Here is a 12,351-nt window from a genome sequence, read left to right as displayed (position 1 = left end):
GTCACCTCTCCCCGATACCGGCCTTCAGGTCGCCGAGCGCGAGCAGCAGCGCGCCCAGCACGAACGCGAGTGACACCAGCAGCCCGTGGTCGTACGCCGTGGCCCAGCCGTGGTGCGTCAGTTGGGCGAAGAAGACCGCCCCGACGGCGGCGATGCCGATGGCGGACCCGACGCGCTGGCCGGTCTGGAGGGTGCCGCCCGCGCTGCCCGCCGAGCGGACCGGGACCTGGGAGAGCGTCAGCGTCTGGTTGGGGGCGATGACCAGGCCGCTGCCGAGCCCGGCGAGCAGCAGCGGGGCCGTCATCGCCCACGCCGCCGACCTGCCCGGGGCCAGATGGACGGCGAGCGCCGTGGCGCCGAGCCCGGTGGCGACCATGACCAGGCCCACCGCGACCAGCCGGCGCCCGAAGCGGGCGACCAGTCGGCCGCCGATGGTCGCGGCGACACCGGAGCCCACCGCGAACGGTGTCATGGCGAGGCCCGCGAGCAGCGCGCTCAGGTGCAGCCCGGCCTGGAGGTAGAGCGCGGTGATGAAAAAGATCGAGGTGAACCCGCCGAAGTAGAGCAGGATCAGGGCGCAGCCCAGCCAGTAGCTGCGCTCGCGGAACAGGGCGAGGTCGACGACCGGGGACGCACCCCGTGCGCTCTGGCGCCGTTCCCAGCCCACGAACGCCGCGAGCAGCGCGCCGGAGACGACCAGGAGCAGCCACTTCTCGGGGCCGTGCCACTGCTGGGCCTGTACGAACGGCAGGAGCAGCGCCAGGATCCCGGCGCCGAGCAGCAGCACACCGACCGGGTCCAGAGCGCGCAGCGGGATGCGGCGGGCGGACGGGGTGTCGGGGAGCAGCCGCCGGGCCAGCACCAGACAGGCGATGCCGATCGGCACGTTGACGTAGAACACCCAGCGCCAGCCCTCGTGCGGGCCCGCCGCATGGATGAGCAGGCCGCCGAGGAGCGGTCCCACAGCCGTGGAGATGCCGATGACGCTGCCGAGCATCCCGAAGGCGCGGCCGCGTTCGGGGCCGGAGAACATCTGCTGGATCAGGGCCGAGATCTGCGGCGAGATCAGTCCTCCGGCCAGGCCCTGGACGGCGCGGGCCGCCACCAGCCACAGGCTGGACTGCGCCGCCCCGCAGGCCGCGGAGGCGAGGACGAACAGGGCGAGGCCGGTCATGAACACCGCACGCCGGCCCCGGGCGTCGCCGATCCGCCCGGCCGGGATCAGGAACAGTCCGAAGGCGAGCGCGTATCCGGAGAGCACCCACTGCAGATCGGCCTCCGGGGCGTCCAGCGCCACCCGGATCGACGGCAGGGCCACATTGACGATCGACACGTCGAGCAGCGTCATGAACCCCGCCACCAGACACACCGCGAGCGCCCGCCAGCGGCCGCGGTCGGACAGGGGCTCGGCGGCGACCGTACCGGCGCCGCCCGGCCTCCGGTCGAGACCGCCCTCGGAATGCGGAGCCACCAGCGGCCTTCTTTCTCACGCTCTCTCACGCGATCTCTCACGCGCTTCCCCATGCGGACGGTACGCATCCGAATGATTACCCAGCGGGCGGACCGCCCGCGCCCTCCCGCGCCGTCACGGTTGACCCTGTTACGACCCGTAGCCATTGCGAGCCGCCCTCGCGAGAGGATCATTGGAGAAGGGGACCGCCGCAAAGGCACCGCGTCCGGCCGCCGCGCCGCACGGGAACACCGGTGCACGCAGGAGGACCCATGACCGCCGAGGTGAGGACTCCCCGGGCCCGCTACCGGGAGCAGACCCGCGCCGAGATCAAGGCGGCGGCGCTGGAACAGCTCGCCGAGGGAGGCGCCCAGGCCGTGGCGCTGACCCGGATCGCCAAGGACATGGGGCTCTCCGGGCCCGCGCTCTACCGCTACTTCGCCAGCCGCGACGAGCTGCTCGGCGATCTGATGCGGGACGCGTACGACGATCTGGCGCACGCGATCGCGCACGCCGGGGGCACGGGCGCGACCGACGCCCGTACCAGGCTGCACGCCCTCGCCGACGCCTACCTCGACTGGGCCACCGCGCAGCCGCACCGCTATCTGCTGATCCAGGGAACCCCGGTGCCGGGGTATGCCGCGCCGCCGGACACTCTGGAGCGCGCGCGGGCCGCCCTCGGCCCCTTCCTCGTGGTCTTCGCCGCCGGGAATCCCACCGAAGCGTTCCGCCCGACGGTGGAGGAGATGGCCGGGTGGGTGCGCGAGGACGACTCGCTGGCCGCGTGGGTCGGGGAGCACACCGGGCGCCCCGCGTACGACATCCGGGCCGGCACGGCGCTGGCGGGCGCGGTGCTCGCCTGGTCGCAGCTGCACGGCACGGTGAGCCTCGCGGTGTCGGGCCAGTACGGCGGGATCGGCCACCGCGCCCGGACCCTGCTCATGGCTCAAGCCGACGCGCTGGCAGACGCGTTCCGGCTCGCGTGAAGGGCGAGCCGTTCGGTGTCGGACGCATCGCGCAAGCCCACCCGCTCCGGGCAGGCGGTCCAACCGCCGCGCCCCAGCTCAGAGTTGTTGCTTGTTCGACTAATCAATGAAAAGACTCATTGCGGTCTCGGTCACCCTCAACTCCTTGACGCCCCATTCACCTCCAAGTTGACTTCCAGCCACCTCGGCCGCGAGGACGCGGCCATGTCAGGGAGGTCTCTCGATGAACACCCGTACGCGCCGTGCCGCCGTGTCCGTGACCGCCACCGCGATGGCCGTCGCTCTCGCCGCCTGCGGAAGCGCCAAGGAATCCGGGGACCCCGCCAAGGTCTCGGGGGCGAAGAAGGGCGGAGCCATCAAGATCGGCCTGCTGCTCCCGGAGAACCAGACCGCGCGTTACGAGAAGTTCGACAAGCCGCTCATCGAGAAGATGGTCAGGGAGCTCACGGCGGGCAAGGGGCAGGTGATCTACGCGAACGCCAAGCAGGACGCGACGACGCAGACGCAGCAGGTCGACACGATGATCACCAACAAGGTCGACGCGCTGATCGTGGACGCGGTGGACTCGAAGGCGATCGCGGGCGCGGTCAAGAAGGCCAAGGACCAGGGCATCCCGGTCGTCGCCTTCGACCGTCTGGCCGAGGGCCCGATCGACGCGTACACGTCGTTCGACAACGAGCAGGTCGGCCATGTGCAGGGCAAGGCCCTGGTCGACGCGCTGGGCGCGAAGGCCAAGGACGGCCAGATCGTGATGATGAACGGCGCGATCACCGACCCCAACGCCGCCCTGTTCAAGAAGGGCGCGCACGCCGAGCTCGACGGCAAGGTGAACATCGGCAAGGAGTACGACACCAAGGAGTGGAAGCCGGAGAACGCCAACGCCAACATGGAAGGCGCCATCTCCGCCCTGGGCAAGGACAAGGTCATCGGCGTCTACTCCGCCAACGACGGCATGGCCGGCGGCATCATCACCGCCCTCAAGGCCGCCGGCCTCGCCAAGCTCCCCCCGGTCACCGGCCAGGACGCCGAACTCGCCGGAGTCCAGCGCATCGTCATGGGCGAGCAGTTCATGAGCGTCTACAAGCCCTACGTCCAAGAGGGCCCCGTCGCCGCGCAGATGGCCGTCGCCCTCGCCAAGGGCCAGCCACTGACCATGATCACCAAGACCACGGTCGACTCCCCCACGAAGAAGGCCATCCCCTCCATGATCATCCCGATCGCGGCCCTCACCAAGGCCAACATCAAGGAGACGGTCATCCGCGACGGCGTCTACTCGACCTCCGAGATCTGCACGCCCAACGTCAAGGACGCCTGCGACGCGATGGGCCTGAAGTAGCCGCCACGCCCCTGAACCTCTCCCGCCACGCGACCGAGGCCCGTCCGCCGGTACGGGCGGCGCGGCCCGGCGCTTTCACTGCGCCTGGTCCAGGGCGGTCGTGATCCGCCCCAGGAGCTGCTGGAGCGAGAGGACCTCCGCCACCGAGAGACCCGTGGCCGAAAGGATCTTCAGGGGCACGGGCAGCGCCCGTTCCCGCAGGTCGGAGCCTTCTTCGGTGAGCCGGACGGTCACCGAGCGCTCATCCTCGGCGCTGCGCTCGCGGGTCACGAGGCCCGCCGCCTCCAACCGCTTCAGGAGGGGCGAGAGCGTGCCCGAGTCGAGCCGCAACCGCTCGCCGATCACCTTGACGGGCTGCGGGCCGTGCTCCCACAACACCAGCATCACCAGGTACTGCGGATAGGTGAGGCCGAGGTCCTTGAGCGCGTCCCGGTAGACGCCGCCGAACGCGCGCGAGGCGGCGTGCAGGGAGAAGCAGACCTGGTGGTCGAGGCGGAGCAGATCGACGTCGGACGCCAGGGGCGGGTGCGACGCGGCGGGGGTCGACGAGCAGCTCATGACACCAAGGGTAGCTTGTCGCCCATCATTGAGTTGTGCACAATTTAGTTGTGTGCAACTCTTTAGTGCAGAGGAGAGCGGCCGCCGCTCACCACCGGACGGAAGAAGAGGCATCCCATGGACGCGCTGTACACCGCCGCCGCCACCGCCAACGGGCGCGAGGGCCGGGCCGTGAGCTCGGACGGCCGGCTCGACCTCCCCCTGGCCATGCCCCCGGCGCTCGGCGGAAACGGCGAGGGCACCAACCCCGAGCAGCTCTTCGCCGCCGGGTACGCGGCCTGCTTCGCCAGCGCCATGGGAGCGGTCGGCCGTCAGATGAAGGTCGACACCAAGGACGTCTCCGTCACCGCCGAGGTCTCCATAGGCAAGGACGACACCGGCTTCGGCCTCGCGGTCGTCATGCGCGTCGAGCTGCCGGACGAGCTCGCGGGCGAGACCGGCCGCCAGCTGGTCGAGGCGACCCACGCCTACTGCCCGTACTCCAAGGCGACGCGCGGCAACATCGAGGTCGAGCTCGTCGTCGAGTAACGGCTCCCGCGACGAACAAGCCCGGGCCGACGAGGCAACCCTCGTCGGCCCGGGCTTCGTCGTGCGCGGCGCGGGCGCTAGGGCCTGTCCGGCGGATCTTGTCTGGGACGCGGGGTCCTGGCACGCCCATCTGCGGCGTTGTCGTCGGTTGCCGACGCTCCGCGTCGACGCCCTCCTCCGCCTTGCAGCTGGACGCACCAGGACCCCGCTCACCAGGACCGAAAGGCGAAGGCACCCCGCAGGCGACCAGATCCACCGGACAGGCCCTAGCCCGCGGCCGCCTCCGCGCGGATGCGGTCGAACTGGGCCCCCATGGCCTCGGCCAGGGCGTGGGCGCCGGACAGCGGGCGGACCATCACCGTGAGGTCGTCGATGAGGCCGTCCTCGTCGAAGTGAAGGAAGTCACAGCCGTTGACCTCCAGCCCGTCGACCGTGGCCGTGAAGACCAGTGCCTGGTCACGGCCGTCGGCGCCGACGATCTCCCGTACATAGCGGAAGTCGGTGAAGACCCGGCCCACGCCCCGCAGGATCGCTGCCGTGATCGCCTTGCCCGGGTACGGCTTGAACGCCACCGGGCTGGTGAACACCACGTTCTCCGCGAGCAGTTCCTCGATCGCGGCGTGGTCGCCGGACTCCACGGCCTTGCGGAAGGCGCTCATCGCCATCAGTCACCTCTCCCCTCGCATACTCAATTTTTTGAGTAGGTGCAGAAGACAGTAGTCATGTCTGCGGCCGCACGTCCAGGCCTCACCCCCACGACCACCCCTCCGTTCACACCGAAGGTCGCTTTCCAGCCACCACGGAAAGTCACAGCTGGTTCACAGCTTGACCCCCGACGACCTGGGGCTCCCGAAATCCCTTGACCGGAAAGCGACTTCCTCTTCCGCCCCGGCCCGCTCCCCAGCTGACGCTTTCCAGTCATTCTGCCGACACCTCCATGACATGTACGCGTCCCTCCTGCAACGCTGTGCTCGCACGTGGCACCCGCACCCCCCACAACTCCCCCCCCTCAGAAAGGGACGCTCGCGTGACTTCTCGTATATCGCGTTCTACGCGCGTCGCCGGCTCCGTCGCCGCCGCCGCGCTGCTCGCCGCAGGCCTCACCGGTCTGTCCTCCGGATCCGCCGGCGCCTCCCCCACGGCCGACGGCCCGTCCTCGCAGACGCTCCGCCTCTCCGCCTCCCAGCGGGCCGAGCTGATCCGCGAGGCGAACGCCACTACCGCCAAGACCGCCGGTGAACTGGGCCTCGGCGCCCAGGAGAAGCTGGTCGTCCGCGACGTCGTCAAGGACGCCGACGGCACCGTCCACACCCGTTACGAGCGCACCTACGCCGGACTGCCCGTCCTCGGCGGCGACCTCGTCGTGCACGAGACCAAGGCGGGCAAGTCGGCGGGCGTGACCCGGGCGACCAGAGCCGCCATCAAGGTCGCCTCCACCACCCCCGCCCTCGGCGCGGCCACCGTCCAGCAGAAGGCGCTCACCGCCGCCAAGGGCGCGGGCGCTCAGAAGGCCACGGCCGACCAGGCGCCGCGCAAGGTGATCTGGGCGGCGAGCGGCACCCCGGTGCTCGCCTACGAGACGGTCGTCGGCGGGCTCCAGGACGACGGCACCCCGAGCCAGCTGCATGTCGTCACGGACGCCACCACCGGCAAGAAGCTCTCCGAGTGGCAGGCCGTCAAGACCGGTACGGGCAACAGCGAGTACAGCGGCAAGGTGACCCTCGGCACCACGCTCTCCGGCTCGACCTACCAGCTCAGCGACTCCGCCCGGGGCGCCCACAAGACGTACGACCTCGCCCACAAGACCTCCGGCAAGGGCACGCTCCTCACCGACGCGGACGACGTGTGGGGCAACGGACTGGCCTCCAACACCCAGACCGCGGCGGTCGACGCGCACTACGGCGCGGCGGTCACCTGGGACTTCTACAAGAGTGTGCTGGGCCGCAACGGCATCAAGAACGACGGCGTCGCGTCGTACAGCCGCGTCCACTACGGCAAGAACTACGTCAACGCGTTCTGGGACGACGGCTGCTTCTGCATGACGTACGGCGACGGGTCCGGCAACGCCGCCCCGCTGACCTCGCTGGACGTGGCCGGACACGAGATGTCGCACGGTCTGACGGCGGCCACCGCCAACCTGAACTACAGCGGTGAGTCCGGCGGCCTCAACGAGGCCACCTCGGACATCTTCGGCACCTCGGTGGAGTTCTACGCGAACAACTCCACCGACGTCGGCGACTACCTCATCGGCGAGAAGATCGACATCAACGGTGACGGCACGCCGCTGCGCTACATGGACAAGCCGAGCAAGGACGGCGGCTCCAAGGACAGCTGGTACTCCGGCCTCGGCAACCTCGACGTGCACTACTCGTCGGGCCCGGCCAACCACTTCTTCTATCTGCTCTCGGAGGGCAGCGGCGCCAAGACCATCAACGGCGTCAGCTACGACTCGCCCACGTCGAACGGCTCCACCGTCACCGGCATCGGCCGGGACAAGGCCGTCCAGATCTGGTACAAGGCGCTCACCACGTACATGACGTCGACGACCAACTACGCGGGCGCCCGCACCGCCACGCTCAACGCGGCGAGCGCGCTCTACGGCGCGACCAGCGCCGAGTACAAGGCGGTGAACGCGGCCTGGGCCGCGGTCAGCGTCAGCTGATCCGGCTGCGGACCGCATGAAAGCGGGCGCCCACCCCTCCCGGGGGTGGGCGCCCGCCTCGCTGTGTCAGAGGCCCGCACCGCGCAGCGGCGAACCGCCGAGGAAGCTGCCGAGCACCTGGCCCGCGAACTGGAGGCCCGCCTGCTCACGGGGCGTCAGTTCCCGGGGTTCGTCGGAGGAGACGGCGGCCGCCGCCGTTCCGGCGGTGAGGCAGGCCGCGGCGGAGAGGCTGACGAGTACGACGGCGAGGCGACGGAGCATGGGGGTCCCTTGGCTGGTGGGCGGGCCGGCGTGTGCGGCTGATCGCGTACGACTCTCGCCAACCCGGGACGCCGGGCGCGGTAGGCAGGCTGGGGGTTGCCCCGATCGGATCAGCGGGCCTGCCCCGCAGGTCGACGGCCGTACGCGAAACCCGTCGGCGGCTCTTCGCGGAACCTCGTGGCCCTTCGCGAAACATCCGGGAAAGGTCCCGGCTGACATGGTGCGGTCATGGTTCTGTTGGGGCATCACACCATCGGCGCGCACCGCACCCCCGGCCGCCCGCGCCTGAAGACACTCGGCGCGATCGCCGCCGCCGTCACCCTCCTGTTGACGGCTGTCTCGTACGCCGTCTGGGAGTACAACGACCGGCCGCCGTGGGCCGATGACATCGCGTACGAGTCGGGGTTCATCGCGGGTTCCCGCGCGCGCCACTACGACCGGACGGGCGCCGAGGCCCGCAAGCTGCTCAAGGGCGGCTGCGAGCGGTGGCGGTCGGCCGGGCGGGGCGGGGAGAAGGCGGGCTACAACCCCGCGCTGTGGGTGGAGGGGTGCCGCGACGGGGCGGCGGGACGCCAGGCGAGGAAGCAGGGGATGGCCCACTAGGGGCTGTCCGGTGGCAGCCGCGACGCTCGCCCGATCCGGGATCAACCTGGCCGGCACCTGAACCGGGCATGAAGCAGGGGTGTGGGGAAGGTCTCCTCCCCGACCGGGCGCCGCGGGCGTACCCTCATGGCATGACTCTTCTCGTGATGCGCCGACACGTGGACTACGTGCGCGTCACCAGCATGAGCTGTCGCCCGCAGGACTGACCCTCGCGGCCTTCGCGGCCACGGCCCCGGCCCGGCTCTCCGCCCGCCCCGGCCCTTCGCCCTTCTGCCAACGGTCCTGTCGCGGTCCCCCCGGTTCCGGCGCACCCATACGCCGATCCGTCCCGGCCGTCCTCCCGCCAACCCCGGGAACAGGGCCTCCGTACATCCCGGAACGGAAACGGAACCCGCTCATGTCCAGCACCACCCTGCTTCCCACCTCCCTCCCCGTGGTCGACCTCGCGCAGGCCGACGACCCGGCCACGCGTGACGCCTTCCGCGAGGGGCTGCACCGAGCGGCTCGCGACACCGGGTTCTTCCATCTCACGGGGCATGGCATCGAGGACGCCGATGTCACCCGCATACTGGGGCTGACCAGGGAGTTCTTCTCACTGCCCGAGGCCGACCGGCTGGCTCTGAGCAATCTGCGCTCGCCGCACTTCCGGGGCTACACCCGCATCGGCCACGAGCTGACGGGCGGGCGTTCCGACTGGCGCGACCAGCTGGACGTGGGGGCCGAGCGGCCCGCGCCCGTGGTGGGGCCCGACGACCCGGCGTACCGCTGGCTGGAGGGGCCGAACCAGTGGCCCGACGCGCTGCCCGAGCTGCGCACCGTCGTGCTCGACTGGCAGGACCGGCTCGCGGCCGTCGCACACCGGCTGCTGCAGGAGCTGCTCGCCTCGATCGGCGCCCCGGCCGACTTCTTCGACGCCGCCTTCGCCGAGCGCCCGCATCTGCACACCAAGCTGATCCGCTACCCCGGCAGCGCGCCGGAGGGCGACGGCCAGGGCGTCGGCGCCCACAAGGACTACGGCTTCCTCACGCTGCTGCTCCAGGACTCGGTGGGCGGGCTCCAAGTCCGGCTCGGGGACGGCTTCGTGGACGTGCCGCCACTGCCCGGCGCCTTCGTCGTCAACCTCGGTGAGCTCCTGGAGATCGCGACGGAGGGCTATCTCTCCGCCACCGACCACCGGGTGGTCTCGCCGCCCGGAGCGGTGGAGCGGTACTCGGTGCCGTTCTTCTACAACCCGCGCCTGGACGCCCGTATCGACACGGTCCCCGGCGGCTATCTGGCGCATGCGCCGGGTGTGGCGCCCAGCGCCGACAATCCGCTGCACGCCGAGTACGGCCGCAATGAGCTGAAGGGCTGGCTGCGGGCCCACCCGCAGGTGGCGCGGCTGCACCACCCGGAGCTCGCGGGCTGAGCGCACCTCCGCACGCGGGCGCGTTTTCGGGGCGCCGTCCTCCCGCGGCCTGGCGGCGCCCCGGACGGAGCGGGGCCGTCTGCTCGGGGATAGACGGCCCGGCTCCGATTCCAGCTTGCGCCGTACTTCCGTGAAATGCACGGGTTGTGCGACCACTTAAAGTGGCCAATCCGGCTGCGCCAGGGCCGCCCTGTGGGCGGCGGGACGGGTGATGCCCACGTGGTCACACGGCGTGACTGCCCGATCCGGTCAGAGTGACCGGGCGCGTCAAGCCGCCCCGGGCCCGGTCTCGACGCCCACGACCAGCTTGCGCAGCAGACCGGCGAGGGCGTGCCTCTCGTCGTCGTCGAGGACCGACAGCAGGGCGTCCTCGCCCCGGCCCTCGGAGTCGAGATGCCCCCGCAGCGCCTCGTGCCCGGCCTCGGTCAGCTGTACGTGGACCCGGCGGCGGTCGGTCGCGTCGGTCGTCCGGGTGAGCAGCCCGGCCTGCTCCAGCGGCCCGAGCCGGGACGACAGCGCGCCCCGGGTGAGGCCGACCAGCTCGGCGAGCCGGGACGGGCTGGTGGTGTACGGCGGGCCCTGGCGGCGGAGCATCAGGAGCATCTTGAACTCCCCGTGTCTGAGCCCGTCGCAGTCCAGGGTCTCCCGGCGGGTCCGGGCGAGGTGCCGCCCCAGGATCGCCAGGCGTATCACGATCGCCTCCTTCACCGGGTCGAACGGTCCCAACTCCCGCGCCCAGCGCGCCACATGCCGATCGACCGAGTCCTCGGACATGGCACCCCCCTCGTCACGTCTCATTGCTTTACGGCTTTGCGCCCAAGGTAGTTTTCTTGTGGATAGTTTTTCGGATAACTACCTTCCTCGCCATGACGCACACCGAGATGGGCAAGAGCAGTCGGGTCCTGGTCGACGAGGTGATCGCGGCCGCGCTGGAGCTGGCCCGGGGCGGGCGGTGGCGGCGGGCGGCGGGTCTCCTCGACGCGACGGCGCCGGGGGACGAGGAGAGCCGGGCGCGGATCGCCCTGGCGGCGGTCGAAGTCGCCCTGGAGAGCGACTGGTTCGGCGGGAGCGGCCTGACGGGGAAACGGCTGGCGTCCGCCGAGGAGGTCGCCGCCGACCTCGATTCCGACGGCCGCTGGGACCTCGCGTTCCTGCGGCTGCGGCACGACTACGCGGGCCAGATCTTCGTCGGCGGGAGCTTCCGGCTCGGCCCGGAGGGCAAGGACGCCCAGGAGCTCGCCGGCGTCCGGCGCCGAGCCGTATCGCTGCGCGAGCGGGCTCCGGACGCCGTACGGGCGGGCTGGGCGGAGATGTACCTCGGCCTGATCGCGGACAACCTGTACGCCGAGCGCGACGTCGCGCCCGCCCATTACGCGGCAGCTCTGCACGCCGCCGAACACGGTGACGACCGCCTCGCCCGGGAGGCCCTGCGCCACCTCGGCGACCACGACCACGACGCCGGTGACCCCGTGCGGGCGCGCGAACGCTGGGAGCGGGCGACCGAGTTGGGGGCGCGGGCCGGTCTGGTCCCGGGCACGCTCTCGCAGCAGATGCTGCTGGCGGTCCTCGCCCGTACCACCGGCGATGCGGCGGGCGCCGAGGCGCTGGCCCGCGAAGTCGCGCGCTGGGCGGGGGCGCTGGGCGCCGTCCACATCGAGGCACAGGCCAGGGCGTTCCTGTCCGGCGCCGACCCCACGGCGCCGCCCGCCGGGCACGCGCCGTCTACCGCGAGCGACCTACCGCCCAGGTATGAGCCGCCTTCCGGGACTGCCACCGAAGTTCATATGGGTTCAATCCCACGGTGAATGCCAGACGGTAGCCGCGATTCCTAGGGTGTTCCGCACACCGAGGACATGAGTCCTCCGGGGATCACTCAGGAAAGGAACGATTCCATGACCACGGTACGGGGGAAGTCCAAGTTCGCGTACGGCGCCGTCGTCGCGATGGCCGTCACCGGGATCGGCGTCCTGCCGGCGCACGCCGCGCCGACGCCCGCCAAGGCCCCACAGCAGCAGTCGGCCGTGCCGACCACCAACGCCACCACCAAGGCCGCCGCGTCCCGCAGCTACACGTACCTCTCCTTCAAGATCAACCGCAAGGACACCTCCAACTCCCGGCTGAGCCTGGTGTACGTCCAGGTGATCAACCCGGACAAGGTCCGCACGTACACGGTGAAGACCTGGCGCGCCGGGTCGGGGACGGGCAGCACCAACTCATGCCTCAAGAACAGGGGCGTGCTGCCGAGCGGCGACTACAAGATCCGCTCGTTCGAGGCCCACAAGGACGGCGGGCCGCACGGCATCCACGGCCTCGCCTGGTACGTCGGCGAGCACACGTGCAAGCCCCACGGCACGAACCGCGACGCGCTCTTCGTCCACAGCGAGATGCTCCCCAACGGCAAGCCGGGCCGCAGCGAGCCGTACCGCTGGGACGGCAACAGCGACTACAAGTCGAACGGCTGCATAAAGCTCAAGCCGTCCGACGCCCGCGACCTGGCGGGCTTCCGGTCCACTTACCCGCACCCCGGGAAGCTGTACGTGTCGTAAGGGCGGATGCGCG

The 12,351-nt window shown here is 70.9% G+C and carries 13 protein-coding genes; 8 read left to right on the top strand and 5 right to left on the bottom strand.

Going from position 1 to position 12,351, the window contains the following annotated elements:
- Position 1: 1 nt before the first annotated feature.
- Positions 2-1,471: an MFS transporter gene (locus OG965_RS34980; RefSeq protein ID WP_371656072.1), complete on the bottom strand. Its 1,470-nt coding sequence runs from the start codon at positions 1,469-1,471 to the stop codon at positions 2-4.
- A 251-nt stretch (positions 1,472-1,722) separates the two neighbouring features.
- On the opposite strand from OG965_RS34980, the gene OG965_RS34975 reads away from it, so the two are divergent.
- Both OG965_RS34975 and OG965_RS34970 read left to right on the top strand, forming a co-directional pair.
- The gene (locus OG965_RS34975; RefSeq protein WP_371656071.1) at positions 1,723-2,436 is read left to right on the top strand and encodes a TetR/AcrR family transcriptional regulator; all 714 of its coding nucleotides are present in this window, start codon (positions 1,723-1,725) and stop codon (positions 2,434-2,436) included.
- 223 nt (positions 2,437-2,659) lie between these two features.
- Positions 2,660-3,772, top strand: coding sequence for a sugar ABC transporter substrate-binding protein (locus OG965_RS34970; protein WP_371656070.1), 1,113 nt, complete (start codon positions 2,660-2,662; stop codon positions 3,770-3,772).
- Positions 3,773-3,847: 75 nt separating this feature from the next.
- Here OG965_RS34970 and OG965_RS34965 read toward each other — a convergent pair whose 3' ends face one another.
- Complete coding sequence (locus OG965_RS34965) at positions 3,848-4,330, bottom strand: MarR family winged helix-turn-helix transcriptional regulator (protein WP_371656069.1); 483 nt, start codon at positions 4,328-4,330, stop codon at positions 3,848-3,850.
- Positions 4,331-4,447: 117 nt separating this feature from the next.
- Between OG965_RS34965 and OG965_RS34960 the strand changes: the two genes are divergently transcribed.
- Positions 4,448-4,858, top strand: a complete 411-nt coding sequence (locus OG965_RS34960) for an organic hydroperoxide resistance protein (protein WP_371656068.1) — start codon at positions 4,448-4,450, stop codon at positions 4,856-4,858.
- Between the two features lie 266 nt (positions 4,859-5,124).
- Here OG965_RS34960 and OG965_RS34955 read toward each other — a convergent pair whose 3' ends face one another.
- Positions 5,125-5,517, bottom strand: a complete 393-nt coding sequence (locus OG965_RS34955; protein ID WP_371656067.1) for a nuclear transport factor 2 family protein — start codon at positions 5,515-5,517, stop codon at positions 5,125-5,127.
- A gap of 368 nt (positions 5,518-5,885) precedes the next feature.
- Between OG965_RS34955 and OG965_RS34950 the strand changes: the two genes are divergently transcribed.
- A complete protein-coding gene (locus OG965_RS34950) occupies positions 5,886-7,520 on the top strand; it encodes a M4 family metallopeptidase (RefSeq protein ID WP_371656066.1) in 1,635 nt (544 codons plus the stop codon).
- A gap of 66 nt (positions 7,521-7,586) precedes the next feature.
- Here the strand turns inward: OG965_RS34950 and OG965_RS34945 are convergent, their stop codons facing one another.
- Complete coding sequence (locus tag OG965_RS34945; RefSeq protein ID WP_371656065.1) at positions 7,587-7,781, bottom strand: hypothetical protein; 195 nt, start codon at positions 7,779-7,781, stop codon at positions 7,587-7,589.
- Positions 7,782-8,009: 228 nt separating this feature from the next.
- Here OG965_RS34945 and OG965_RS34940 point away from each other — a divergent pair, with 228 nt between their 5' ends.
- Together OG965_RS34940 and OG965_RS34935 are read left to right on the top strand one after the other, a co-directional pair.
- A complete protein-coding gene (locus OG965_RS34940) occupies positions 8,010-8,384 on the top strand; it encodes a hypothetical protein (RefSeq protein WP_371656064.1) in 375 nt (124 codons plus the stop codon).
- Between the two features lie 397 nt (positions 8,385-8,781).
- Complete coding sequence (locus OG965_RS34935) at positions 8,782-9,792, top strand: isopenicillin N synthase family dioxygenase (protein WP_371656063.1); 1,011 nt, start codon at positions 8,782-8,784, stop codon at positions 9,790-9,792.
- A gap of 267 nt (positions 9,793-10,059) precedes the next feature.
- Here the strand turns inward: OG965_RS34935 and OG965_RS34930 are convergent, their stop codons facing one another.
- Positions 10,060-10,566, bottom strand: a complete 507-nt coding sequence (locus OG965_RS34930; RefSeq protein ID WP_371656062.1) for a MarR family winged helix-turn-helix transcriptional regulator — start codon at positions 10,564-10,566, stop codon at positions 10,060-10,062.
- A 92-nt stretch (positions 10,567-10,658) separates the two neighbouring features.
- On the opposite strand from OG965_RS34930, the gene OG965_RS34925 reads away from it, so the two are divergent.
- Together OG965_RS34925 and OG965_RS34920 are read left to right on the top strand one after the other, a co-directional pair.
- A complete protein-coding gene (locus tag OG965_RS34925) occupies positions 10,659-11,597 on the top strand; it encodes a hypothetical protein (RefSeq protein WP_371656061.1) in 939 nt (312 codons plus the stop codon).
- A gap of 87 nt (positions 11,598-11,684) precedes the next feature.
- On the top strand, positions 11,685-12,338 hold the full coding sequence (locus OG965_RS34920) for a L,D-transpeptidase family protein (protein WP_371656060.1): 654 nt from the start codon (positions 11,685-11,687) through the stop codon (positions 12,336-12,338).
- Positions 12,339-12,351 lie beyond the last annotated feature (13 nt).

Source organism: Streptomyces sp. NBC_00224 (genome assembly GCF_041435195.1).
GTDB lineage: Bacteria > Actinomycetota > Actinomycetes > Streptomycetales > Streptomycetaceae > Streptomyces.
Note: the sequence above shows the minus strand (reverse complement) of the source record. Positions and strands in the feature narration are given on the sequence as shown.